This window comes from Aquabacterium sp. (genome assembly GCF_034003525.1).
Taxonomy (GTDB): Bacteria; Pseudomonadota; Gammaproteobacteria; order Burkholderiales; family Burkholderiaceae_C; genus Aquabacterium.
The window spans coordinates 46177-69829 of the sequence record NZ_JAVEYN010000020.1 but is presented as its reverse complement, the minus strand read 5'-3'; the positions used below and the strand labels follow the sequence as shown (position 1 = coordinate 69829).

General features: G+C 65.3%; 23 protein-coding genes and 1 tRNA gene. 19 read left to right on the top strand and 5 right to left on the bottom strand.

Features of this window, described 5'->3' with window-relative positions; all coding sequences use genetic code 11:
- From RBT42_RS12310 to RBT42_RS12275, 8 genes are all read left to right on the top strand, one after another.
- Window positions 1-868: tetratricopeptide repeat protein (locus tag RBT42_RS12310; RefSeq protein ID WP_320365520.1), on the top strand; the 868-nt coding region annotated here is incomplete at its 5' end.
- Window positions 869-873: 5 nt separating this feature from the next.
- Entirely contained in the window at window positions 874-1482 is a 609-nt protein-coding gene (locus RBT42_RS12305; RefSeq protein ID WP_320365518.1) for a lipoprotein insertase outer membrane protein LolB, read from the top strand.
- Between the two features lie 48 nt (window positions 1483-1530).
- A complete protein-coding gene (ispE, locus tag RBT42_RS12300; RefSeq protein WP_320365515.1) occupies window positions 1531-2439 on the top strand; it encodes a 4-(cytidine 5'-diphospho)-2-C-methyl-D-erythritol kinase in 909 nt (302 codons plus the stop codon).
- 145 nt (window positions 2440-2584) lie between these two features.
- A tRNA-Gln gene (locus tag RBT42_RS12295) sits at window positions 2585-2661 on the top strand.
- Window positions 2662-2818: 157 nt separating this feature from the next.
- Entirely contained in the window at window positions 2819-3781 is a 963-nt protein-coding gene (locus RBT42_RS12290; RefSeq protein WP_320365513.1) for a ribose-phosphate pyrophosphokinase, read from the top strand.
- Between the two features lie 83 nt (window positions 3782-3864).
- Window positions 3865-4488, top strand: coding sequence for a 50S ribosomal protein L25/general stress protein Ctc (locus RBT42_RS12285; RefSeq protein WP_320365511.1), 624 nt, complete (start codon window positions 3865-3867; stop codon window positions 4486-4488).
- Between the two features lie 102 nt (window positions 4489-4590).
- Window positions 4591-5268, top strand: a complete 678-nt coding sequence (pth, locus tag RBT42_RS12280) for an aminoacyl-tRNA hydrolase (RefSeq protein ID WP_320365509.1) — start codon at window positions 4591-4593, stop codon at window positions 5266-5268.
- A gap of 42 nt (window positions 5269-5310) precedes the next feature.
- Window positions 5311-5895 carry a hypothetical protein gene (locus RBT42_RS12275; protein WP_320365506.1) on the top strand — a complete coding sequence of 195 codons (585 nt, stop codon included), beginning with the start codon at window positions 5311-5313 and terminating at the stop codon, window positions 5893-5895.
- 13 nt (window positions 5896-5908) lie between these two features.
- Here the strand turns inward: RBT42_RS12275 and RBT42_RS12270 are convergent, their stop codons facing one another.
- The 3 genes from RBT42_RS12270 to rsmD are packed head-to-tail and all read right to left on the bottom strand — an operon-like array spanning window position 5909 to window position 7465.
- Window positions 5909-6175 carry a YfhL family 4Fe-4S dicluster ferredoxin gene (locus RBT42_RS12270; RefSeq protein ID WP_320365504.1) on the bottom strand — a complete coding sequence of 89 codons (267 nt, stop codon included), beginning with the start codon at window positions 6173-6175 and terminating at the stop codon, window positions 5909-5911.
- Window positions 6176-6223: 48 nt separating this feature from the next.
- Window positions 6224-6724, bottom strand: a complete 501-nt coding sequence (gene coaD / locus RBT42_RS12265; RefSeq protein WP_320365502.1) for a pantetheine-phosphate adenylyltransferase — start codon at window positions 6722-6724, stop codon at window positions 6224-6226.
- A gap of 54 nt (window positions 6725-6778) precedes the next feature.
- On the bottom strand, window positions 6779-7465 hold the full coding sequence (gene rsmD / locus RBT42_RS12260; RefSeq protein WP_320365500.1) for a 16S rRNA (guanine(966)-N(2))-methyltransferase RsmD: 687 nt from the start codon (window positions 7463-7465) through the stop codon (window positions 6779-6781).
- A 55-nt stretch (window positions 7466-7520) separates the two neighbouring features.
- On the opposite strand from rsmD, the gene ftsY reads away from it, so the two are divergent.
- Window positions 7521-8654: a signal recognition particle-docking protein FtsY gene (ftsY, locus tag RBT42_RS12255; protein WP_320365498.1), complete on the top strand. Its 1134-nt coding sequence runs from the start codon at window positions 7521-7523 to the stop codon at window positions 8652-8654.
- A 36-nt stretch (window positions 8655-8690) separates the two neighbouring features.
- Here the strand turns inward: ftsY and RBT42_RS12250 are convergent, their stop codons facing one another.
- A complete protein-coding gene (locus RBT42_RS12250; RefSeq protein WP_320365497.1) occupies window positions 8691-9578 on the bottom strand; it encodes a DUF2726 domain-containing protein in 888 nt (295 codons plus the stop codon).
- Between the two features lie 107 nt (window positions 9579-9685).
- Window positions 9686-11059 carry a signal recognition particle protein gene (gene ffh / locus RBT42_RS12245; RefSeq protein WP_320365495.1) on the bottom strand — a complete coding sequence of 458 codons (1374 nt, stop codon included), beginning with the start codon at window positions 11057-11059 and terminating at the stop codon, window positions 9686-9688.
- Window positions 11060-11091: 32 nt separating this feature from the next.
- Here ffh and RBT42_RS12240 point away from each other — a divergent pair, with 32 nt between their 5' ends.
- The 10 genes from RBT42_RS12240 to ettA all read left to right on the top strand — a co-directional run bounded on the left by RBT42_RS12240 (window position 11092) and on the right by ettA (window position 23585).
- Window positions 11092-11958, top strand: coding sequence for an inner membrane protein YpjD (locus RBT42_RS12240; RefSeq protein WP_320365493.1), 867 nt, complete (start codon window positions 11092-11094; stop codon window positions 11956-11958).
- A 7-nt stretch (window positions 11959-11965) separates the two neighbouring features.
- Window positions 11966-12229, top strand: a complete 264-nt coding sequence (locus RBT42_RS12235) for a PP0621 family protein (RefSeq protein ID WP_320365492.1) — start codon at window positions 11966-11968, stop codon at window positions 12227-12229.
- Window positions 12230-12242: 13 nt separating this feature from the next.
- Window positions 12243-14069, top strand: a complete 1827-nt coding sequence (locus RBT42_RS12230; RefSeq protein ID WP_320365490.1) for a two-component system sensor histidine kinase NtrB — start codon at window positions 12243-12245, stop codon at window positions 14067-14069.
- Entirely contained in the window at window positions 14066-15616 is a 1551-nt protein-coding gene (locus RBT42_RS12225; protein WP_320365488.1) for a sigma-54 dependent transcriptional regulator, read from the top strand. The genes RBT42_RS12230 and RBT42_RS12225 overlap by 4 nt, the downstream gene beginning before the upstream one ends.
- Window positions 15606-16196, top strand: coding sequence for a 1,6-anhydro-N-acetylmuramyl-L-alanine amidase AmpD (gene ampD, locus RBT42_RS12220; protein ID WP_320365486.1), 591 nt, complete (start codon window positions 15606-15608; stop codon window positions 16194-16196). Before RBT42_RS12225 ends, ampD begins: the two co-directional genes overlap by 11 nt.
- Window positions 16197-16422: 226 nt before the next feature.
- A complete protein-coding gene (locus tag RBT42_RS12215) occupies window positions 16423-19290 on the top strand; it encodes a ribonucleoside-diphosphate reductase subunit alpha (RefSeq protein WP_320365485.1) in 2868 nt (955 codons plus the stop codon).
- 168 nt (window positions 19291-19458) lie between these two features.
- On the top strand, window positions 19459-20655 hold the full coding sequence (locus RBT42_RS12210) for a ribonucleotide-diphosphate reductase subunit beta (RefSeq protein ID WP_320365483.1): 1197 nt from the start codon (window positions 19459-19461) through the stop codon (window positions 20653-20655).
- A gap of 158 nt (window positions 20656-20813) precedes the next feature.
- The gene (locus RBT42_RS12205; protein WP_320365480.1) at window positions 20814-21335 is read left to right on the top strand and encodes a histone; all 522 of its coding nucleotides are present in this window, start codon (window positions 20814-20816) and stop codon (window positions 21333-21335) included.
- An 85-nt stretch (window positions 21336-21420) separates the two neighbouring features.
- The gene (locus RBT42_RS12200; RefSeq protein WP_320365478.1) at window positions 21421-21756 is read left to right on the top strand and encodes a DUF167 domain-containing protein; all 336 of its coding nucleotides are present in this window, start codon (window positions 21421-21423) and stop codon (window positions 21754-21756) included.
- Window positions 21757-21920: 164 nt separating this feature from the next.
- Complete coding sequence (ettA, locus tag RBT42_RS12195; RefSeq protein WP_320365476.1) at window positions 21921-23585, top strand: energy-dependent translational throttle protein EttA; 1665 nt, start codon at window positions 21921-21923, stop codon at window positions 23583-23585.
- Window positions 23586-23653 lie beyond the last annotated feature (68 nt).

Sequence of the window (23653 nt, the reverse complement as noted above, 5' to 3'; positions counted from 1 at the left end):
CGAAGCCGCCTTGCAGCCCGTGCTCGCCCGCGCACAGTCCACTCAAGGACGCGCGCCGGACGCCCCCGCGACCGACGGCAACAAGGCCGCCGCCCTGAGCCCCGACCTCGAACAGGCTTACCTGCTGATGGCCCAGGCAGCCGACCTGCGCGGCAAGACCCAAGAGGCCCTGGACTGGATGGAGCGGGCCGACCCCCGTCACGAAAAGCTGCTGACCCAGAGCCAACGCGCCCGCCTGCTCATCCGGCAAGGGCGGATTCCGGAAGCGCGCGCCATCATCCGCGCCATCCCCGAAGCCGAGCCCCGCGATGCCATCCTGAAATTCCAGGCCGAAGCGCAGATCCTGCGCGACGCGCGCCAATGGCAGGAGGCCTATGAGGTCCTGCGCGAAGCCACTCAGCGATTCCCGGAAGAGTCCGATCTGCTGTACGACCGCGCGATGATGGCTGAACGCCTGCGCCACTACGATGAGATGGAGCGACTGCTCAAGACCGTCATCAACCTCGCTCCCGACAGTCCCAACGCTTACAACGCCCTGGGTTACACCTTGGCCGATCGCGGCATCCGTCTCGATGAAGCGCGCCCGCTGATCGAGCGCGCCTTGACCCTGCGCCCGGGCGACCCCTTCATCACCGACAGCCTGGGCTGGCTCGAATTCCGCCTCGGCCGCATCGACGAAGCCCTGCGCCTGCTCAACCAGGCCTGGACGACCCGCCCCGACGCCGAGATCGCCGCCCACCTTGGCGAAGTCCTGTGGACACAAGGACAGACCGAGCGCGCCCGCGACATCTGGCGCCAGGGCCTGCAACTCGACCGCGACAACGAAACCCTGCTTGAAGTGCTGAAACGCTTCAACGTGAAGCCCTGACCCCCATGCGTGCCCTCCCTCTCCTTGCGGCCTGGCCAAGCCGTCTGGGCCTGCTGGGGCTGGCTTGCGCCCTGAGCGGGTGCGGCCACCTCGCTGCGGTGCCGCACCCGCCCGCCGACGCCCCTGGCACCACGGCTTCCAGCACCAACGAGGGCTCCCCTCGTCTGGCCCTGCAAGGCCAACTCAGCATCAAGCTGCAGGCCTGGCAAGACCTGCCCGCCAAAGGCCTGAGCCTGGGCTTTTTCTTCAGCGGCCACACCGACCAGGGCCTGCTCGACCTCATGACCCCCCTGGGCACCCTGATGGCCCAAGTGGGCTGGCACGCGGATGAGGCCTGGGTCGTGAGCCAGGAGGGGCGCCAAACCTACGCCGACCTCGATGAGCTCAGCCGCCAGACCCTGGGTGAGGCCCTGCCTCTGCGCAGCCTGGTGCATTGGATGCAAGGTCAGCCCGACCCCACACAGCCCAGCACGCCCGACGATCAACCCGGTGTGTTCGAGCAGGCTGGCTGGCGCATCGACACCCGCGAACTCGGCGAGCAACGCATCCAGGCCACGCGCAGCGCGAGCGAGCAACAGCGCGCCATCCACATCAAGGTCTACCTCGACCGCTGACCCCCGGCGCCGGTTCTCCGGCCCCCACTCACGGCACCGTCTTTTGCCATGCCCAGCCTGCACCACCTGCCCGCCCCGGCCAAGATCAACCTCTTCCTGCACATCACCGGGCGACGCCCGGATGGCTACCACCTGCTGCAGTCGGTGTTCATGCTCATCGACTGGCAGGACACCCTGCACATCGAAACCCGCCCTGACGGCCAGATCCGCCGCCACGACCTGACCGTGGCCCTGCCCGACGACGACCTGTGCCTGAAGGCCGCGCGCCTGCTGCAAGCCGAAAGCCACACCTCGCAAGGCTGCGACATCCGCATCGAAAAACACGTGCCCTGGGGCGCCGGCCTGGGAGGCGGCAGCTCCGACGCCGCCACGGTGCTGCTGGCGCTCAACCAGCTGTGGGGCCTGCACTGGACGCGCAGCCGCCTGCTGGCCTTGGCCGTGCGCCTGGGCGCCGACGTGCCGTTCTTCGTGCGCGGTCACAACGCCTGGGTCGAAGGCATTGGCGAGCAGATCACACCGTTGGCCCTGCCCGACGAGCTGCTGCAAACGCCCTTGATGTTGCTCAAACCCGCCATCGCCGTGCCCACCGCCGCGATTTTTGGCAGCGATGCGTTGAAACGCGACACAAAGCCTGCTATAGTTGCAGACTTTCTTGCAGCGCCCAAGCGCTTCGGTCAAAACGACTTGCAGGATGCCGCGGTGGCTTACCAAGCCAGCAGCGAATCCGGTAACGACATTGGCCTGGCACTTGAAGTCATGCAGAACCAGTTCGGCAACAGCCGGATGACAGGTTCAGGCAGCACGGTTTTTTCGTGGATCCCTCCCGAACAAGCCAACCACCTGACCTCTCTCCAGCCAAGCGATCTGGGCCTGAATGACGCATTGTGGATCGGTCGCGTATGTCGCGGTCTGCCTCAGCACCCACTGCTCAAGATGCTCGATCAGGTCGCTGATTGATGACATCGAAAGCATGATGCAAATGAGCAACAGACTTGCAAAACATGCAAAAGCTGATCTAGAATAGAAGGCTCTGAACAAGAGTACAGACTACTAGGTAGCAAGGCAGCAAAGACGCAAGTCAGCGCAGTTTTGAGACCTGTGTAGGGGAGTCGCCAAGTTGGTTAAGGCATCGGATTTTGATTCCGACATGCGAGGGTTCGAGTCCTTCCTCCCCTGCCAAATTTTCTAAAATTCGGCACCATCACCGAATCACACACCTGCCCTACACCTTCCGCGAAGGCTGTCTGTCCTGATCAACGCATCAGGATCTCCTGAGGGCAAGGTGCTGGGCAAGTGCTTTTTTGTTATCAGCACAAGACCCCAAGGTCGGCCCATCATGATCTCCGATACCGTTCTGTTCACCGGCAACGCCAACCCGGCGCTCGCTCAGGAAATCGCCACCAACCTCGGCATCACCTTGGGCAAGGCTTCGGTCGGACGTTTCTCCGATGGCGAGACCACCGTCGAGATCCAGCAGAACGTGCGTGGCCGCGAAGTCTTCGTGCTGCAGTCCACCTGCGCCCCCACCAACGACAACCTGATGGAACTGCTGGTGATGGTCGACGCGCTCAAGCGTGCTTCCGCCCAGCGCATCACGGCCGTCATCCCCTACTTCGGTTACGCCCGCCAGGATCGCCGTCCGCGCTCCACCCGCGTGCCCATCTCGGCGCGCGTCGTGGCCAACATGCTCGAAGCCGTCGGCGTCAACCGCGTCCTGACCATGGACCTGCACGCCGACCAGATCCAGGGCTTCTTTGATATCCCGGTCGACAACATCTATGCGTCCCCGGTGCTGCTGTCCGACCTGCAAGCCAAGAAGTACGACGACCTCGTGGTCGTGTCGCCCGACGTCGGTGGCGTGGTGCGCGCCCGTGCCCTGGCCAAGCAACTAGGTTGCGATCTGGCCATCATCGACAAGCGTCGCCCCAAGGCCAACGTGTCCGAGGTGATGAACATCATCGGTGAAATCGATGGCCGCAACTGCGTGATCATGGACGACATGATCGACACCGCCGGCACCCTGGTGAAGGCCGCGGAAGTGCTGAAGGATCGTGGCGCCAAGAGCGTGTACGCCTATTGCACACACGCCGTGTTCTCGGGCCCGGCCATCGAACGCATCAAGGCTTCGGCCCTCGACGAAGTCGTGATCACCAACACCATTCCGCTGAACGACGCCGCCAAGAGCACGGCCAAGATCCGCCAGCTCTCGACGGCCTTCCTGTTCGCCGAGACCATCCGCCGCATCACCGACGGCGACTCGGTCACCTCCCTCTTCGCGGAACAGAACGCCAACTTCTGATCCGCTTTCTCTGACCGGACCGTCACAGGCTCGGTCTTTTCACAGCGCCTGGTCGCGGGCGCTATACCCACTTGGAGCATTCCATGAAATTCACCGCTTTTGAGCGCAATCTGCAGGGGACCGGAGCGAGCCGCCGCCTGCGCAACAACGGCAAGACGCCTGGCATCGTTTACGGTGCTGGCCAAGAGCCCAAGAACATCGAGCTGGACCACAACGCGCTGTACCACGCCATGCGCAAGGAAGCCTTCCACTCGTCCATCCTCGAGATGGAACTGAATGGCAAGGTTGAAAAGGTCCTGCTGCGCGACTACCAGAAGCACCCGTTCAAGCAACTGGTTCTGCACGTCGACTTCCAACGCATCGACGCCACCACCAAGATCCACAAGAAGGTTCCCCTGCACTTCATCAACGAAGAGCAGTCGCAAGCCGTCAAGGTCGACAAGTGCATCATCAACCATGCCGTGACCGAACTGGAAATCGAGTGCCTGGCTGAGCAGCTGCCCGAGTTCCTGACCGTGGACCTGGCCAACGTCGTGAAGGGTCAAACCATCCACGTCAACGACCTGGTTCTGGACAAGCACATCAAGGTCCGTACCCACGGCCACAAGAACCCGCTGATCGCCACCGTGGTCGAGCCGGTCGAGGAAGTCATCGCCGCTCCCGTGGCTGCTGCCGAACCCGCCAAGGGCAAGAAGGGCAAGAAGTAATTCTTGTTCGGCTCTGCCGACAAAGCCTTCGGGCTTTGAGTCAAGCCCCGCTTTGGCGGGGCTTTTCCATTTGTAGGCCCCTCTCCATAATCCGCGACCATCATGATTCGACTGTTTGTCGGCCTGGGCAACCCCGGACCGGAATACGAAGACACCCGCCACAACGCCGGCTTCTGGTACATCGACGATCTGGCGCGTCGCCTGAAGGTGACGCTGCAGCCCGACCGCGCTTATCACGGTCTGGTGGCGCGCGCGAACACGCCGCAGGGACCTGTCTGGCTGTTGCAGCCGCAAACCTACATGAACCTGTCCGGCAAGTCGGTGGCGGCCCTGGCGCGCTTCTTCAAGATTGCCCCCGACGAAGTGCTGGTGGCCCACGATGAGCTCGATCTGCTCCCAGGCCAGGTCAAACTGAAAAAAGGCGGTGGCCACGGTGGGCACAACGGCCTCAAGGACATCCACGGTCAACTGGGCTCGCCCGACTACTGGCGCCTGCGCCTGGGCATCGGCCATCCCGGCGTGAAGCACGAGGTGGCCGCCTATGTGCTGCGCAAGCCCCCTCAGGCCGAACGCGAAGCCGTTTTCAAGTGCATCGCTCAGGCGCTCGACGCCACCGAATTGCTGCTCGCTGGCGACACCGCCAAGGCCACTGCGTTGATTCACGCCCAGCCGCAACGGCCCAAGCCCCCGCGCAAGGTGCTGCCCCCGGCCGAAGCCAAGCCCGAGAGCGGCACCGCGCTCACGACCACTGCCCCGAATGACGACAAGCCCACCTCATGAGGCGAGCGGTGTTCGGGGCCGGCCATTGCACAGGGAGGACACATGGCCCCGCAACTTCGATCTGTTTCAAACCCCCACCGCGCTCTGGCCTGGGCCGTCGCGGTGCTCAGTTTGAGCCTTTGCACGGCCAGTTGGTCGGCCTCTGAGGCCCAAGCTGAGCGCAAGGCCCGCAAACGCACCGCAGCGCGCACCGCCGTCAGCACGGACGTACGACCCTCACCTGCGCCGGCACGCGCGACGCCCCTGCATGTTTGCCAGAACGCGCAGGGCCGCACCGAATACCGCCAACACCCCTGCCCCGACGGCGGGCGGGCCCTGATCGGGCACGATGACGCGCGCGTGGCCAGTCAGGTGCGCCACAGCGCCACCATGGCGCAGCGTGACAAGAAGCTGCTCAACACGATGACGCGGGATCGCCAGCGACAGGAGCGCCTCGATGTGCAGGCGCGCACGCCCGCACCGACCGAGCGCGCGCCAAGGCCTCGTCAAAAAGCCAAAGAAAAGAACGCGGCCGATGAAAACCGATCGGACCGCACACGCAGCGTCAAACGCGAGCCCGCCTGGCCGCGCTACCGCTCGCTGACGCCGCTCACGGCCGAGCCCACGCAAGAGCGCGCCAAGCTCTGATCAGCTGGCTGAATCAGGTCGGCTGCGCCAGGGCCTGCGTCTGCAAGCGCTGGTACCTGGCCATCAGCTGCTCGCGCGTTTCCACATGATCGGGGTGGACAGGGATGCACTCGACCGGGCACACCTGCACGCACTGGGGCTCGTCGAAGTGCCCCACACATTCGGTGCACTTGTTGGGGTCGATGACGTAGATGGTCTCGCCCATCGAGATGGCCTGATTGGGGCACTCGGGCTCGCACACATCACAGTTGATGCATTCTTCGGTGATTGTCAGTGCCACGGTGTTGACCTGCTTGCTTCGCGGGGTGAATGAAACGGCACGTGCCGGTCAGGCCGACGGCCGGGCCACACGCGCCTTCAGGCGCTCCAGCACCGTCGGCGCAACGAACTTGGCAACGTCGCCGCCCAGCATGGCAATCTCGCGCACGAAGGTGCCCGAGACAAACTGGTACTGGTCAGAGGGGGTCAGAAACACGGTTTCGACCTCCGGCATGAGGTGACGGTTCATGCCCGCCATCTGGAACTCGTAATCAAAGTCGCTGACCGCGCGCAGGCCGCGCACCACGACCTGGCCGCCTTGCGACCGGACGAACTCGCTCAGCAGCCCCGAAAACGCGACCACCTCGACGTTGGGATACTCGCTGGCCACTTCGCGGGCCATGTCCAGACGCTCTTCCAGAGAAAACAGCGTTTTCTTGTGGTGCCCGGCCGCCACGGCGAGCACCAGGTGACCAAAGAGGCGACTGGCCCGGCGCATCAGGTCCGCATGGCCCAGGGTCATGGGATCGAAGGTGCCGGGGTACACCGCAGTCAACAAAGGGGACGACATCAATCAGAGCTCCTGCGCGGGCATCAACCCTCGGGTTGACCCGCAGTGTAAATCTCAGCCCGCCGACCCGTCTGCCGGTGCGGCATCAGCCATGCGCTGGAAAAGGTGAAAGTGCACGGCACCCGCCTGTCCGTGGCGATGGAGGCGCAAGCCGGCGGCACGCACGGCAGCGTCCTCGTCCCCAAACAGCCGGTCGGCTTCGAGGTACAGCCAGCCGCCGACCGGCACACAGCGTGCCGCCGCAGCCAGGGCCGGCGCAAAGCAGTCGGCGTCAAACGGCGGGTCGAGGAAGACAAGGTCGAAGCGTCCGGCACGCTGCGGCTGGGCCATCCAGCTGAGCGCATCGGCCTGCAGCACCAGCACCTGGGTGGCCTTGAGGCGCACCTGGGTGGCCTGCAACGCGCGCACCAGAGCCGGGTCGCGTTCGAGCAGGCAGACCTCATCTGCCCCGCGCGACGCTGCCTCCAGGCCCAGCGCCCCGCTGCCGGCAAAGGCATCGAGCACGCGCCAGCCTGAGAGGTCCTGGCCCAGCCAGTTGAAGAGGGTTTCGCGCACGCGCGAGGGGGTGGGGCGCAAGCCGGCCGACACGGGCACCGGCAAGGGGGTGCGCTTCCATTGCCCGCCCAGGATCCGCACCTCTTGTGCCGCCGTGCGCGCCACTTTTCGGGCGGCTGCCGTCGGGTCGGTAGCCGTGCCGGAGCGTTCCGGGCGACGGGAGCGGGAGGAAGGTCGGTTTGTCATGGTGTGGGGCATCAAAGACGGCATTGTAAAAAGCCTGCGCCCCTACAATCGGCGCATGTTCAGTTTCATCAAGAAAAAGCTGGGGTGGGGCGCCACGCCAGCCGAGCCGTTGCCCCAGGACACCTCGCCCGAGGCGCCTCAGGCTGACACGCCCGCCTCTCCCCTGGTGGAGGCACCCGCACCGGTCACGCCGGTCGCACCGGTTACCCCGGAGGCTGCACCTGTGCCCGCCTCCCCGGCCGCCGCGGAGCCCCCCGCCAGCGCCCCGCCCCCCGAGCGCCGCTCGTGGATGGACAAGCTGCGCAACGGCCTGCGCAAGACGGGCTCGAGCATTGCCCAGGTGTTCACGGGCACGCAAATCGACGACGCGCTGTACGAGGAGCTGGAATCGGCCCTGCTGATGGCCGATGCAGGCGTGTCGGCCACCGAGTTTCTGCTGCAAGACCTCAAGCGCCGCGTCAAGGAGGCCAAGGCCACCGAACCGTCTCAGGTCAAGGCGCTGCTGATCGATGCCATCACCGACTTGCTGCAACCGCTGGAACAAGCGCTGGAGGTGGGGCACCACACGCCCACGGTGATCATGGTGGCTGGCGTCAACGGCGCGGGCAAGACCACGACCATCGGCAAGCTCACCCGCCACCTGGCCGATTCCGGGCAACGCGTGCTGCTGGCCGCGGCCGACACGTTCCGCGCGGCGGCCCGTGAGCAGTTGATGGTGTGGGCCGATCGCAACCGCGTCGAGATCGTCAGCCAGGAAGGCGGCGATCCGGCGGCGGTGACCTTCGATGCAGTCAAGGCCGGGCATGCGCGCAGCTGCGACGTGGTGATCGCCGACACGGCCGGCCGCCTGGCCACGCAGTTGCACCTGATGGAAGAGCTGCGCAAGATCAAGCGCGTGATTGGCAAGGCCATGGACAGCGCCCCGCACGAGGTGCTGCTGGTGGTCGATGGCAACACGGGCCAGAACGCGCTCTCGCAGGTCAAGGCCTTTGACGAGGCCCTGGGTTTGACGGGCCTGGTCGTCACCAAGCTGGACGGCACGGCCAAGGGTGGCGTGCTGGCCGCCATCGCCTTGTGGTCGCGCGAGCGTCACAAGCACGTGCCCGTGTATTTCATCGGGGTGGGCGAAAAGCTGGAAGACTTGCAGACCTTCAAGGCCCGCGAGTTTGCACAGGCCTTGCTGAGCTGATCAGAGCGGAGCTGAATCGCCCCAGCCGGCCAGCGCTCAGCGCGAGCGTTGTGACGGGGGGATCTCGTCCAGCGGGGCGGGCATGGTGGGCTCGAGGTCGTCGAACCACGTCGATGGCGGCGGATCGCGGTGGGTGGCGGCATGGCGCCCCTCCCCCGCCGACTCGGACTCATCCAGATCGTCAAGGTTGAAGTCCACGCCATTCTCCTTGACGGACATGCCCTGCATGAGGCCGCCGGTGCGCATGGAGGCCACCACCGCCGCCGCCTCGGCGTCGCGCCGGGCACGGCTGCTCTCGGCGGAGGACATCGAAAACTCCCGGGACGATGTGTCGACACTGGCGGCATCGGCCCCCAGGATCGCTTCACGCACGTGCAGCGGGTCGGGCAGGGATTCTTCGAGCCAGACGTGAACGGGGATGTGCGCGGCGCGCAGCACCTTGTCCATGCGTGTGTGGCGGCGGCGGGTGCGGTCGGTTTCCTGCGCAGCGGGCTGGCGAATCTCCACCACGGCCAGCACGTGGGAGGCGAGGTCGCAGACCACCAGGTCCACACACAGCGAACCGACACGGCGCAACCACTCGGCGTAGGAGTTGCGCGTGGGCACCTTGATGAAACGGGCCACGGGCACCTGGGCCAGGATCATGTGATCGGGCAAGGCCTTGCGCAACAGGTGATAGGCCTCGCGCTCGGCGTGGGTGAGCAGACGGGTGGAGCCGGGCTCCCAGTCCATCACGGTGTCGAGGCTGTCGTAGGCGGCCGGTCGCCCCGGTTTGCGCGAGCGGTGATCGCCACCCTGGGGAGAGGCAGGCCGGGTAACCTGGTTGGCAGCCAAACGGGCACGGCCAAAACGCCATGCGGCAGCCACGCCCACGGCACCGACACTCCCGACCAGCAAAACCGGCCACAACGACAGCCAATCCATCATGTTCTGTACGCGCACGCAGTGATCAAGTAGACACGCTAACAGCGGCTCGCAGCAGAATCAATCGAAACTTGCGCGCAAGGCGTGACAAGCCGTGTCAAGGGGGCTCAGCGGCCCATGCCGCCCATGCCAGGCAGGCCCTTCATGCCGCCCATGCGCTTCATCATCTTGAACAGGCCGCCGCCCTTCATCTTCTTCATCATGGTGCGCATCTGCTCGAACTGGTTGAGCATGCGGTTGACGTCCTGCACCTGCACCCCCGCGCCCATGGCGATGCGGCGCTTGCGGCTGGCCTTGATGAGCTCGGGCTTCTGACGCTCCAGGGGCGTCATGGCGCGGATCATGCCTTCCATGCGACGCACGTCGCGCTCGGCCTTGTCCATGTCGGCCTGGCCGGCTTTGGAGGCGATCTCGGTGGGCAGCTTGTCGATCAGGCCCGACAGGCCGCCCATGTTCTTCATCTGGCTGATCTGGGCCAGAAAGTCTTCGAGGTCGAAATCGGCACCAGACTTGACCTTGTCGGCCAGCTTCTGGGCAGCGGCGATGTCGACGCCCTTTTGCACCTCTTCGACCAGGGCCACGATGTCGCCCATGCCCAGCACGCGGCCGGCATGGCGCTCGGCGTCGAACACCTCCAGGCCGTCGATCTTCTCCGAGACGCCGGCAAACTTGATGGGCACGCCCGTGATCTGGCGCACCGACAGGGCCGCACCGCCGCGCGAGTCACCGTCGAGCTTGGTGAGCACCACACCGGTCAGGGGCAGCGCCTCCTTGAAGGCCTTGGCCGTGTTGATGGCATCCTGACCCTGCATGGCATCGACCACGAACAGGGTTTCGACCGGGTTGAGCTGGGCGTGCAGGGTCTTGATTTCCGCCATCAAGGCTTCGTCAATGGCCAGACGGCCGGCGGTGTCGACCAGCAGCACGTCAAAGTAGTGGCGGCGCGCGTGATCGATGGCCGCGGCCGCGATGTCGGCGGGCTTTTGGTCCGGCGTCGAGGGGAACCACTCGGCCCCGGCCTGCGCGGTCACAGTCTTGAGCTGCTCGATGGCGGCGGGGCGGTACACGTCAGCTGAGACGGTGAGCACCTTCTTCTTGCGCTTTTCGATCAGGTGCTTGGCCAGCTTGGCCGTGGTGGTGGTTTTACCGGCACCTTGCAGACCGGCCATCAGGATGACCGCCGGGGGCTGAGCGGCCAGGTTGATGTCGGCCACGCCCTCGCCCATGGTGGCCGAGAGCTCCTTTTGCACGATGCTGACCAGGACCTGGCCCGGCGTCAGCGACGCGACGACCTCCTGGCCCAGCGCCTTGTCTTTGACGCGCGCAATGAAGTCGCGCACCACGGGAAGCGCCACGTCGGCCTCCAGCAGCGCCATGCGCACCTCACGCAACATGTCCTGCACGTTGGTTTCGGTGATGCGGGACTGGCCGCGCATGGTCTTGACCAGGCGACTGAGTCGTTCTGTGAGGTTGGATGCCATGAAATCGCTGCTTGTGCTCGTAAACTTGATCCATGATTTTATCGCCCGCCTTGCCTTCGCAACCCGCTCTCTGGCCCAGCCTGCTGGCCATACTGGCTTATTTCTTTGCCGCAGCCTGGCCGGGACGCCCGCAAGGGGGCCTGGTGCGCCACGAACGCCCGATCTGGGCGGCGCTGTGGGTGGGGTGGCTGGCACAGGCGGTGGCCATCGTGCTCGACACGGTGGTCATCCAGGGAAACTCGATGGGCGCGCGCTTCGGCTTCGGCACGGCCTTGTCCATCACCAGCTGGCTGGTCGTGGCCGTGTACGCCTTCGAGAGCCGCCGCCTGGGCCTGCCTGGTGTGCGCCGGGTGCTGGCCGTACTGGCAGCCCTCACCGTGGCCCTGGGCTGGCTGTTTCCCGGGCAGGTGCAACCGGCACATGGCGCCACCTGGGCGCCCTTGCACTGGCTGCTGGGCTTTGCTTCCTATGGCCTGTTTGGCGCCGCCTTGCTGCACGCCGCGCTGTGGCGCCACGCCGAGCGGCAGTTGCGCGCCCCGCCCAGCGCCTCGGGCACCTTGCCGCTGCGCGCCCGCCATGGCGGGCAGGCGCTGGGGATGCCACTGCTGCGCCTGGAAGCGCTGACGCTGCAGTTCGTGTGGGCCGGCTTCGTCATGCTCTCGCTCACCTTGCTGCTGGGCCTGTGGTTCACCACGCCCTGGCGCTGGGACCACAAAAGCGTGTTCTCCGTGCTGTCGTGGGTGGTGTTCGCCATCTTGCTGGTGGGGCGCGAGCGCTTTGGCTGGCGAGGGCGTCTGGCCATCCGCTGGCTGGTCGCCGGCTCAGCGCTGCTCTTGCTGGCCTATGTCGGATCACGCTTCGTGCTGGAGGTGATCCTCCACCGCGGCAGCCCCGTCTGAGGCACCCATGTTGAAGTACCTGCTCATTGCCGTGGTCGTCGTGTGGCTGCTGTACTCGCCGTTCCTGCGGAAGGCCCGCCAGCTCAAGCGCAAGCAGCGTCCGGCAGCCACCACCGCGACGACCGGACCAGCGCAGCCGCCCCAGGTCGAAGACATGGTCGCCTGCGCCCACTGCGGCGTCCACCTGCCCGCCAGCGAGGCGTGCCGGGACACCGCCGGACGGGCCTATTGCAGCGCCGCCCACCGCGACGCTGGCCCCTCCTCACACTGAAGCGCCATCCGACATGCCCCCCCATCCCCGGGATCCGGCCGCCCCATGGTTCGGACGCTTCGAACCCAGCACGGCCGCTGACGGTTCCGGCCCAGGTGACGCGCCCTGGCCGACGACCCAGGCCGATGTCACCGACGGGGCCCCCAATCCGCAAGACAGCCTCTCGTTTCTGCGCACCTACCGCACCTTCCTGAGCGCCCGCGCCCTGCTCGCCGTGGTGCTGCTCGCCTTGCTCGCCGGCAACTGGCTGATGGGCAATCGCTCACCGCTCTGGATCGTCACGGCCGTGGGCTACGCCAGCCTGGCCCTGTTGCTGTGGGCATGGCCCTCCACGCGGGCAAGCCAGCGGACAACCCACCCACTCGCGCCCACGACGCTCAGCCCGCGTCAGGCGGTGCTGAGCATTGGCCTGGATCTGGTGTTCTTCTCGCTGCTTCAGCACCTGATGAACACCGCGCTCAATACGCAGGCCCTGCTGGCCCTGCCTGTGTTGATGGCCGGCGTGCTGATGCCCAGGCTGGTCGCCTTGGCCGTGGCGGCCGTGGCGTCGATCAACCTGCTGGCCGCGGCCTGGGTCCAGGGCACCCTCACCTCGAACCTGAGTGCGCAGTTGACCGAGGCCGGGCTGACCGGGTTTGGCCTGTTCGCCATTGCCGCGCTGGCCAGTGAGTTGGCCGCTCGTGTGGCGCGTGAAGAGCGCAGCGCGCGCGGCAGCCTGGAGCTGGCCCGCCAGCAGGCCCAGCTGAACCGCCTGGTGATGGAAGAAATGAGCGAGGGTGTGCTGGTGGTGGACCGTCAAGGCCGGGTGCGCACCGCCAACCCGGCCGCGCGCCGCCTGTTGAGCGCGCAAGGCCTCACGCCCTCCGCCCCATTTCAGCTGCGCGGCGTCCCCGCCTGGGTCGGGCTGGTCATGGCGGTCGAGAACGCCGTGAACGCACCGCTGCATGCGGAGACGGGCCAGGAAGTGCTGCTGCGTTTTGACGATGGCAGCCGCCGCGACCTGCGTGTGCGGGTGCGCTTCACACGGGGGCACAAGGCCATCCAGGCCGAAGACATGTGCATGCTGTGGCTGGAAGACCTGCGCATCGTGCGGGCCCGCCAACGGCAGGACAAGCTGGCGGCCATGGGCCGCATGTCGGCCGGGATCGCGCACGAAATCCGCAACCCGCTGGCCGCCATTTCGCAGGCCAATGCGCTGCTGGGAGAAGACGCCACGACACCGACCCAACATCGGCTGACACGGATGATTGCGGAGAACGTCGTCCGGCTTCAGCACATCGTCGACGACATCCTGGCCGTGGCGCCCGGCGCACGTCCCCCGGCCCCGGCGATCGACCCGCTGGAAACCGTCCAGGCCATCTGCAACGAATGGCGCCTCACCCACGGTCTGGGAGACGGCCCGGAGTCGCTGTTGCAGCTTCGCACCCAGCAGCTGGACCAGGCTCCAGCGCCGCTGCGCGTGCGTTTCGAGCCCGAGCACCTGCAGCGCGTGCTGGTGAACCTGCTCGACAACGCCTTGCGCCACGGCAGCGGTCAACCCGGGGCCATCGAGGTCACGTTGACGTGGCGACCTGCCCGCCAAAACGGCGCCATGCTGGTCCTGTCGGTGGCCAGTGACGGCGAGCCCCTGACGGCCGAGACCGAGCGCTCCTTGTTCGAGCCCTTCTTCTCCACCCGCAGCCGGGGCACGGGCCTGGGCCTGTATATTTGCAAGGAGTTGTGCGAGCGCCATGGCGCAGCCATCGACTACCGGCAACACCCCCCTGCCGTGCGCCACCGCAACGAGTTTTTCGTCACGATGCCGATCGAACCCCAGGGATCCCCCCTCCACATCGCATGAGCTCCCCTGCCCTTCATCGCCTGCTGGTTGTTGACGACGAACCCGACCTGCGCACCCTCTACGAGTTGACCTTGCTGCGCGAGGGCTATGACGTCGAGACTGCCGGCACCGTGGGTGACGCCTGGCAACACCTGCAGGAGCAGACCTTCAGCGCGGTGATCACCGACATGCGCCTGCCCGACGGCACGGGCCTGGACTTGCTGCGGCGCCTGGAGGCAGCCGGGCGCCACGAAAAGTCCATTGTGATCACGGCCTACGGGTCGGCCGAGAATGCCGTGAGCGCCCTCAAGAGCGGGGCCTACGATTACCTGACCAAGCCGGTGGACCTCAAACAGTTCCGCTCGGTGGTGGCCGCGGCCATCGCTTCGGACAGCCTGGCCCAACCGGTGCCGGGCGCACTGGCCTCGGCGGCTTCTGCGTCCTCGTCCCCGGCCACGCCCGCGCGCTGTGCACCTCCGCCCTCGCGGGCCCTGTCCCGCCTGGCCGGCGGCAGCGCGCCCATCCAGCAGGTGCGCGACCTGATCGAGAAGGTGGCACGCAGCATGGCCCCGGTCATGTTGTGGGGTGAGTCGGGCACTGGCAAGGAGCTGGTGGCGCGGGCCATCCACGATGTCAGCGTGCGCGCCGAGCGCCCCTTCATCCCCGTCAACTGCGGCGCCATCCCCGAGCAGTTGCTGGAAGCCGAGTTCTTTGGCTACCGCAAAGGGGCCTTCACTGGCGCCCAGGAAGACCGCGAGGGCTTCTTCCAGGCCGCACACGGTGGCACGCTCTTCCTTGATGAAATCGGCGACCTTCCGCTGGCCATGCAGTCCAAACTGCTGCGCGCCATCCAGGAGCGCGCCGTCCGCCCTGTCGGTGCCACCCAGGAAATCGCCGTGGACGTGCGCCTGCTCAGCGCCACCCACAAGGACCTGCAGGCCGAGGTGAAAGCGGGACGCTTCCGCCAGGACTTGTACTACCGCCTCAATGTCATCCAGATCACCTTGCCGGCCCTGCGCGAGCGCCTGGAAGACCTGCCCGAGCTGAGTGCCCGCATCCTGGAGCGCATCGCCCACGAGACCGGCATGCACGCCCCCGCCACCCTCAGCCCCAGGGCCATGCAGGCCCTGATGCAGCACCCCTTCCCGGGCAATGTGCGTGAGCTGGAGAACCTGCTGCAGCGTGCCGTGGCCTTGAGCAACCACGCCATTCTCGAAGCCGAAGACCTGGGCATCGCGTGCGCCACAGAGACCGCGCAGGACGCGACATTCGCGCCAGACTCTGCATTTGAGCCCACCCAACCCGCACCGCTGACCGAGCTGGCCGCGCCTGCTGCCCCCACAGCCGAGCCTGAGCCCTTGCCATCCGATCTGGCCACCCACCTCGACCACATCGAGCGGGACATCCTGGTGCGGGCACTGGAGAAGCACCGCTACAACCGCACGGCTGCGGGCGCCAGCCTGGGGCTGTCGCTGCGCCAGATGCGCTACCGGATGGCCCGCCTTGGCGTGCAGATCACCGATCACGGTGTGGTGCTGGGCGAACGCTTCGACCCCGATGCAGAGTGACCCTCAGTCCCGGTGGTCGGGCGGCTGGCTGCGCGACGCGCGCGCGGTACCGTCCCCCAACCACGGACCCCGCCCCTCCGACACGGCAGTGACCTTGGCCGTGATCCACTCCATCAGCCTGCCTCCCGGCGAGTACGGTGGCCCCGAGATCGAGCAGCTGTTCACCAACCAGCTGGACTGGGACGCCCACCCCTACTTCGACCTGATCCGCGGCATGGAAGTCTCATCGCACTTCGTCATCCGCCGTGATGGCGAGTTGCTGCAGTTCGTTTCTGTCGACGACCGGGCCTGGCACGCCGGGCGCTCCAGCTGGCAAGGACGCGACAACTGCAACGACTACTCGGTGGGTATCGAGCTGGAAGGGCTGGAAGACCATCCCTTCGAGCCCGTCCAGTACGCCCGCCTCAGCGAGTTGCTGCGCACCCTCGCACAGCACTACCCGATCACGCAGGTGGCCGGGCACGAGCACGTCGCGCCGGGTCGCAAACGAGATCCCGGATGCGCCTTCGACTGGCGCCAGTTACAAATGCTCACAAGCTGGCCGGATCAGGTTTTTCCTTGGGGCCAGACCCAGACCTGATGCGTCTTTCTGCAAGGGAAAGTCCGTTTTTCCGTGGGCACCCCTGGGGACTTCCCCCGCCCCCAGGGGGTCACGCAAACACTACCTGTAGTGCTTGCGATGTCGCCAAACACCAGATATAGTGCTCGAACGCAGTGGCCTCCACGAACCCTTGTCGGGCTCGGAAGCCTGAATCTGGGGCCCGCCACGCTTGGTCGTGCGGCCCGACGAACCCCAAGGGAACTCCATGCAAACGTCCACGTCCAGCACCTTGCCGCCCTCGTCTTCTGCTTTCACAGGCGCATCCGCCGTGGCCACCGAGCCGCGCCAATCGGCATACGCCGGCTACCAGATCATCCGTCGCAATGGTGCGGTCGTGGCCTTCGAGCCCAGCAAGATCGCTGTCGCCCTGATGAAGGCCTTCCTGGCCGTGCATGGCACGCAAGGAGCTGCCTCGGCCAGCGTGCGTGAAGACGTCGACAACCTGACCGAAGCCGTGGTGCGTGGCCTGCTGCGCTCACGTCCGAGCGGTGGCACCTTCCACATCGAAGACGTGCAAGACCAGGTCGAACTGGGCCTGATGCGCGGCGGCCACCACGAGGTCGCCCGCGCCTACGTGCTCTACCGTGAACGCCGCACCCAGGAGCGCGCCAAGCAGGCGGCCGAACAGCAAGCCGCCGCCCTGCCCACCCTCACCGTGATCGACCGCGGCCAGCGCGTCCCGCTCGACCTGCCCGCGCTGCAAGCCCTGATCGAGTCCGCCTGCGAAGGCCTGGGCGACGACGTCAAGGCCGCGCCCATCCTGGCCGAAACCCAGCGCAACCTGTACGACGGCGTCTCGATCGACGAGGTCTACAAGGCCGCCATCCTGGCCTCGCGCACCCGCATCGAGCACGACCCCGGCTACACCCGCGCCACCGCCCGCCTGCTGCAGCACACCATCCGCCGCGAAATTTTGGGCGAAGAAGTGACGCACGCCGACATGGCCACGCGCTACGCCGAGTACTTCCCCAAGTTCATCAAGAAGGGCATCGAAGCCGAACTGCTCGACGAGAAGCTGGCCCAGTTCGACCTGGCCCGCCTGGGCGCTGCGCTGAAGTACGAGCGCGATCTGAACTTCGACTACCTCGGCCTGCAGACCCTGTACGACCGCTACTTCCTGCACCACGACGGCCAACGCATCGAGATGCCGCAGGCCTTCTTCATGCGTGTTGCCATGGGCCTGGCCCTCAATGAGATCGACCGCGAAGCCCGCGCCATCGAGTTCTACGAGCTGCTGTCGTCCTTCGACTTCATGTCGTCCACCCCGACGCTGTTCAACTCTGGCACCCGCCGCTCGCAGCTGTCCTCGTGCTACCTGACCACCGTCCCCGATGACCTCGACGGGATCTACGAAGCCATCAAGGAAAACGCCCTGCTGAGCAAGTTCGCCGGCGGCCTGGGCAACGACTGGACCCCGGTGCGCGCCCTGGGCTCGCACATCAAGGGCACCAACGGCAAGTCGCAAGGCGTGGTTCCCTTCCTGAAGGTGGTCAACGACACCGCCGTGGCCGTGAACCAGGGTGGCAAGCGCAAGGGCGCCGTCTGCGCCTACCTGGAATCGTGGCACCTGGACATCGAAGAATTCCTGGAGCTGCGCAAGAACACCGGCGACGACCGCCGTCGCACCCACGACATGAACACGGCCAACTGGATCCCGGACCTGTTCATGCGTCGCGTGATGGAAGGTGGCGACTGGACGCTGTTCTCGCCCTCCACCTGCATCGACCTGCACGACAAGTTCGGCATCGCCTTTGAAGAGGCCTACACCGCCTACGAGGCCAAGGCCGACCGCGGCGAGATCAAGCCCTTCAAGCGCATCAAGGCCGTGGACCTGTGGCGCAAGATGCTGTCCATGCTGTTCGAAACCGGCCATCCCTGGATCACCTTCAAGGACGCCTGCAACGTGCGCTCGCCGCAGCAGCACGTCGGTGTGGTGCACTCGTCCAACCTGTGCACCGAGATCACGCTCAACACCAATGACAGCGAGATCGCCGTGTGCAACCTGGGCTCGGTCAACCTGTCTCAGCACATCAAGGACGGTGGCATCGACCACGCCAAGCTGCAAAAGACCGTGCGCACCGCCATGCGCATGCTCGACAACGTCATCGACATCAACTACTACGCCGTCAAGAAGGCGCGTGACTCCAACCTGCGCCACCGCCCGGTGGGCCTGGGCATCATGGCCTTCCAGGACGCGCTGTACCAACTGCGTACCCCGTACGCCAGTGAAGCTGCGGTCGAATTCGCCGACCGCTCGATGGAAGCCGTCTGCTACTACGCCTACCTCGCCTCGACCGAGCTGGCCGAAGAGCGCGGCCGCTACAGCAGCTACCGTGGCTCGCTGTGGGATCGCGGCATCTTGCCCATCGACTCGCTCAAGCTGCTGGCAGAACAACGCGGTGGCTATGTTGAAGTCGACACCTCGGTGACGATGGACTGGGACGCGCTGCGCGCCCGCATCGCCCAGCACGGCATGCGCAACTCCAACTGCGTGGCCATTGCGCCCACGGCCACCATCTCCAACATCGTCGGCGTCGATGCCTCGATCGAGCCCTGCTTCGGCAACCTCTCGGTCAAGTCCAACCTGTCGGGCGAATTCACCATCGTCAACGAGTACCTGGTGCGCGACCTCAAGAAGCTCGGCCTTTGGGACGACGTGATGGTGATGGACCTCAAGCACTTCGACGGTTCGCTGCGCCGCATCGACCGCGTGCCCGAGGACATCAAGGCCTTGTACGCCACGGCCTTTGAAGTCGAGCCCATCTGGTTGGTGGAAGCCGCTTCGCGTCGCCAGAAGTGGATCGACCAGGCCCAGTCGCTCAACATCTACATGGCCGGCGCATCGGGCAAGAAGCTCGATGAAACCTACAAACTGGCGTGGGTGCGTGGCCTCAAGACCACCTACTACCTGCGCACCATGAGCGCCACGCACGCCGAGAAGTCGACGGTCTCGCGGGGCCAACTCAACGCGGTCTCCAATGCCGCCCCGGTGGCCACCGCCGCAGCCGCTGAGCCTGCCACCGATGTGAAGTTCTGCTCCATCGACAACCCCGACTGCGAAGCCTGCCAATGAAGACGAAGGGCGACACGCTGCCAAGCCTGTCGCCCTGAATCCCCGTATTCATGCACCTTCTGACGTGTTTCGATGCACGGCAGCAACAACTGCTGCCCGCATTTGTCAAGAAGTGCTTGGTGTTTATCACAACACCCTTCCATAATCTGATGCCATAGGATATTTACCATGCTGGTCTGGGAAGAAGATTCCTCCAACGCCTCTTCAACACCTGTTGGTTCTGTGCCCCCCTCATCAGGCGTCGCACGGAACACGATGGCGTCACCGTCGATCAGCGCTGCAACCCCGATGCCATCGGCATCTCAGGGCGCTGCACCGACAGCACAGTTGGCCGCCAGCGCCTCGACCCGTCGCGTCAATGCGGCCGACAAGCGCATCATCAATGGCCAGACCGACGTTAACCAGTTGGTGCCCTTCAAGTACAAGTGGGCCTGGGAAAAGTACCTCGCCACCTGCGCCAACCACTGGATGCCGCAAGAGGTGAACATGTCGCGCGACATCGCCTTGTGGAAGGACCCCAATGGTCTGTCCGAAGACGAGCGCCGCATCATCAAGCGCAACCTCGGCTTCTTCGTGACCGCCGACTCGCTGGCCGCCAACAACATCACGCTGGGCACCTACCGCCACATCACGGCACCTGAGTGCCGCCAGTTCCTGTTGCGTCAGGCGTTTGAAGAAGCCATCCACACCCACGCTTATCAATACATCGTTGAAAGCCTGGGCCTGGACGAGTCCGAGATCTTCAACGCGTACCACGAGGTCTCCTCCATCCGCAACAAGGACGAGTTCCTGATCCCCTTCATCGAGGCGATCATGGACCCGAACTTCAAGACCGGCACCCCCGAGAACGACCAGACCCTGCTGAAGTCGCTGATCGTGTTTGCCTGCCTGATGGAAGGCCTGTTCTTCTACGTCGGCTTCACGCAGATCCTCGCGCTGGGTCGCCAGAACAAGATGACCGGCGCGGCCGAGCAGTACCAGTACATCTTGCGCGACGAGTCGATGCACTGCAACTTCGGCATCGACCTGATCAACCAGCTCAAGCTCGAGAACCCGCATTTGTGGACCCCCGAGTTCAAGGCCGAGATCAAGGCCCTGTTTCTCCAGGCCGTCGAGCTCGAATACGCCTATGCCGAGGACACCATGCCACGTGGCGTGCTGGGCCTCAACGCCTCCATGTTCAAGGGCTATCTGCGCTACATCGCCAACCGTCGCGCCACGCAGATCGGCCTGGAAGAACTCTTCCCGAATGAAGAGAACCCCTTCCCCTGGATGAGCGAAATGATCGACCTGAAGAAGGAACGCAACTTCTTCGAAACCCGTGTCATCGAATACCAGTCGGGCGGCGCCCTGTCCTGGGATTGATCCAAGCCACGCACAGAGCACTGGACCAGCCCCGACATGAGCCCCCGGCCCACCCCATTCACCACACCGCGCCCAGATCCTAGGGGGCGACGGGTGATGAATCCCTGTGCTGCGCATGGCAGTGCAGTGCTCTTTGCAACTTGATCAAGGAGATACGTATGGCAACTGCAAAAAAAGTGGCAGCAAAGAAAGCCGCTCCGGCCAAGAAGGTCGCTGTAAAGAAAGCTGCACCCGCTAAAAAGGCTGTGGCTGTGAAGAAGGCCGCACCTGCCAAGAAGGCAGCCGCACCGGCCAAGAAGGTCGCCGTCAAGAAGGTCGCTGTGAAGAAAGCCGCAGCACCTGCCAAGAAGGTTGCCGTGAAGAAGGCCGCCGCGCCCGCCAAAAAGGCAGCAGCGGTGAAGAAGGCCGCCGCGCCGGCCAAGAAGGTCGCCGTGAAGAAGGCAGCCGCACCCGCCAAGAAGGCTGTGGCCGTGAAGAAGGCAGCTCCGGCCAAGAAGGCCGCTGTCAAGACCGTGGCCGCCAAGCCTGCGGCCAAACCCGCAGCCAAGCCGGCCGCCAAACCGGCTGCGAAGAAGGCCGCCGCCAAGCCGGCTCCTGCCAAGAAGCCTGCCGCCCCGGCTGCCAAGACCACGCTGAGCCCGCAAGCCGCGTGGCCGTTCCCGACCGGCAACAAGCCCTGATTGCCGACGGGTTCGCCCCACTGACGCCCTTGCTCACAGGGGTGCCCCAACCCGGCCTTGGCCGGGTTGTTCATTTCTGCACGGCATGAATCCTCCCTACCCACCCTGGCCCTGCCTGCGCCTGGAAGGCAAAGGCCCGCAGCCCAAGATCATCCTCGACCTGAGCGTCTCACCCAATGCCAAGCGCACCGAACTGGTGGGCTGGCATGACGGTGCCCTGCGCGTGCGTCTGTCGGCTCCACCGGTCGATGGCGCAGCCAACGAGGCCCTGCGCAAATGGCTCGCGAGCGAGCTGGGCGTGCCTCAGGCGCGTGTCACGCTGCTGCGCGGCGCCAGCGGTCGGCGCAAGCAATGGGCCATCGACGCCCCCGAGGCCGATGTGAGCGCCTGGCTGGCCCGCCAGAGCGTGCTGCAAATCTGAGCCGACCCGCCCTCTCACCCGATCCGCACCTGAAACAGGCGTGATCTGAGTGAAACGGTCATTCTTGCGCCGCGATCTGTGCGCAAAGGGCGCGCTTGCCTTAAGCTATAGGGTTTGGCGTCTCCACGTCGCGCACCTTGTCGTGCGCGCAAGCACATACCTACATGGCCCAGTACGTTTTCACCATGAACCGCGTCGGGAAGATCGTTCCCCCGAAGCGTCAGATCCTCAAAGACATCACCCTGAGCTTTTTCCCAGGCGCCAAGATTGGCGTGCTGGGCGTGAACGGCTCCGGCAAGTCCACCTTCCTGAAAATCATGGCGGGCGTGGACAAGGACATCGAGGGCGAAGCCGTCCCGATGCCGGGCATCAAGATCGGCTACCTGCCCCAGGAACCGGTCATGAACCCCGAGCAGACCGTCCGTGAGGCCGTGGAAGAAGGCATCGGCGGCGTGCTGGCTGCCAAGAAGCGCCTGGACGAGGTCTATGCGCTGTATGCCGAGCCCGACGCAGACTTTGATGCCCTGGCCGCCGAACAAGGTGAGCTGGAAGCCATCATCGCTGCCGGTGGCTCCGAGAACACCGACCTGCAACTTGAACTGGCCGCTGACGCGCTGCGCCTGCCGCCCTGGGACGCCATCATTGGCAACCTGTCCGGTGGTGAAAAGCGCCGTGTGGCCCTGTGCCGCCTGCTGCTGTCCAAGCCCGACATGCTGCTGCTCGACGAACCCACCAACCACTTGGACGCCGAGTCCGTGGACTGGCTGGAGCAGTTCCTGCAACGCTACAGCGGCACAGTGGTGGCCATCACCCACGATCGCTACTTCCTGGACAACGCCGCCGAGTGGATTCTGGAACTCGACCGTGGCGCCGGCCACCCCTACAAGGGCAACTATTCCGACTGGCTGGAAGCCAAGGAAAAGCGCCTGGAGCAGGAACAGAAGACCGAAGACGCCCGCGCCAAGGCCCTGAAGCAGGAACTGGAATGGGTGCGCAAGAACACCAAGGGTCGCCAGGCCAAGAGCAAGGCCCGTCTGGCCCGCTTCGAAGAGCTGAGCGACGTCGAATACCAGAAGCGCAACGAAACGAACGAAATCTTCATTCCCGTGGCCGAGCGCCTGGGCAATGAAGTCATCGAGTTCAAGAACGTCACCAAGTCCTTCGGCGACCGCTGCCTGATCGACAACCTGTCTTTCAAGGTGCCCGCAGGCGCCATCGTCGGCATCATCGGCCCCAACGGCGCTGGTAAGTCGACCTTGTTCCGCATGATCCAGGGCGTCGAACAGCCGGACAGCGGCGAAGTCGTCATCGGCAAGACCGCGCAACTGGCCTTCGTCGACCAGAGCCGTGAAGGCCTGGCTGCCGACAAGACCGTGTGGGAAGACGTCTCGGGCGGTCTCGACAACATCGTCGTCGGCAAGTTCGTGATGCCCTCGCGCGCCTACATCGGCCGCTTCAACTTCAAGGGCAACGACCAGCAAAAGCTCGTGGGCAACCTGTCGGGCGGTGAGCGCGGGCGCTTGCACCTGGCCAAGACCCTGGCCCAGGGCGGCAACGTGCTGATGCTCGACGAACCCTCCAACGACCTGGACGTCGAAACCCTCCGCGCCCTGGAAGATGCACTGCTGGAGTTCGCTGGCTCGGCCATGATCATCTCCCACGATCGCTGGTTCCTCGACCGCATCTGTACGCACATCCTGGCCTGCGAAGGTGATTCGCAGTGGTTCTTCTTCGATGGCAACTATCAAGAATATGAAGCCGACAAGAAGAAGCGCCTGGGTGAAGAAGGCGCGCGTCCGAAGCGCGTGCGTTTCAAGCCCATCCGCTGACCCCCGGATTTACCCACAGCAAGGCCCGTCCCAGACGGGCCTTTTTCATTCCCCGAAGTGAGGGGCTG

What these genes read in the sequence shown, in the direction of transcription:
- RBT42_RS12305 (WP_320365518.1), top strand. Translation starts at nt 874, where the DNA reads ATGCGTGCCCTCCCTCTCCTTGCGGCCTGGCCAAGCCGTCTGGGCCTG.
- ispE (WP_320365515.1), top strand. Translation starts at nt 1,531, where the DNA reads ATGCCCAGCCTGCACCACCTGCCCGCCCCGGCCAAGATCAACCTCTTC.
- RBT42_RS12290 (WP_320365513.1), top strand. Translation starts at nt 2,819, where the DNA reads ATGATCTCCGATACCGTTCTGTTCACCGGCAACGCCAACCCGGCGCTC.
- RBT42_RS12285 (WP_320365511.1), top strand. Translation starts at nt 3,865, where the DNA reads ATGAAATTCACCGCTTTTGAGCGCAATCTGCAGGGGACCGGAGCGAGC.
- pth (WP_320365509.1), top strand. Translation starts at nt 4,591, where the DNA reads ATGATTCGACTGTTTGTCGGCCTGGGCAACCCCGGACCGGAATACGAA.
- RBT42_RS12275 (WP_320365506.1), top strand. Translation starts at nt 5,311, where the DNA reads ATGGCCCCGCAACTTCGATCTGTTTCAAACCCCCACCGCGCTCTGGCC.
- coaD (WP_320365502.1), bottom strand. Translation starts at nt 6,724, where the DNA reads ATGTCGTCCCCTTTGTTGACTGCGGTGTACCCCGGCACCTTCGATCCC.
- rsmD (WP_320365500.1), bottom strand. Translation starts at nt 7,465, where the DNA reads ATGACAAACCGACCTTCCTCCCGCTCCCGTCGCCCGGAACGCTCCGGC.
- ftsY (WP_320365498.1), top strand. Translation starts at nt 7,521, where the DNA reads ATGTTCAGTTTCATCAAGAAAAAGCTGGGGTGGGGCGCCACGCCAGCC.
- RBT42_RS12250 (WP_320365497.1), bottom strand. Translation starts at nt 9,578, where the DNA reads ATGGATTGGCTGTCGTTGTGGCCGGTTTTGCTGGTCGGGAGTGTCGGT.
- ffh (WP_320365495.1), bottom strand. Translation starts at nt 11,059, where the DNA reads ATGGCATCCAACCTCACAGAACGACTCAGTCGCCTGGTCAAGACCATG.
- RBT42_RS12240 (WP_320365493.1), top strand. Translation starts at nt 11,092, where the DNA reads ATGATTTTATCGCCCGCCTTGCCTTCGCAACCCGCTCTCTGGCCCAGC.
- RBT42_RS12235 (WP_320365492.1), top strand. Translation starts at nt 11,966, where the DNA reads ATGTTGAAGTACCTGCTCATTGCCGTGGTCGTCGTGTGGCTGCTGTAC.
- RBT42_RS12230 (WP_320365490.1), top strand. Translation starts at nt 12,243, where the DNA reads ATGCCCCCCCATCCCCGGGATCCGGCCGCCCCATGGTTCGGACGCTTC.
- RBT42_RS12225 (WP_320365488.1), top strand. Translation starts at nt 14,066, where the DNA reads ATGAGCTCCCCTGCCCTTCATCGCCTGCTGGTTGTTGACGACGAACCC.
- ampD (WP_320365486.1), top strand. Translation starts at nt 15,606, where the DNA reads ATGCAGAGTGACCCTCAGTCCCGGTGGTCGGGCGGCTGGCTGCGCGAC.
- RBT42_RS12215 (WP_320365485.1), top strand. Translation starts at nt 16,423, where the DNA reads ATGCAAACGTCCACGTCCAGCACCTTGCCGCCCTCGTCTTCTGCTTTC.
- RBT42_RS12210 (WP_320365483.1), top strand. Translation starts at nt 19,459, where the DNA reads ATGCTGGTCTGGGAAGAAGATTCCTCCAACGCCTCTTCAACACCTGTT.
- RBT42_RS12205 (WP_320365480.1), top strand. Translation starts at nt 20,814, where the DNA reads ATGGCAACTGCAAAAAAAGTGGCAGCAAAGAAAGCCGCTCCGGCCAAG.
- RBT42_RS12200 (WP_320365478.1), top strand. Translation starts at nt 21,421, where the DNA reads ATGAATCCTCCCTACCCACCCTGGCCCTGCCTGCGCCTGGAAGGCAAA.
- ettA (WP_320365476.1), top strand. Translation starts at nt 21,921, where the DNA reads ATGGCCCAGTACGTTTTCACCATGAACCGCGTCGGGAAGATCGTTCCC.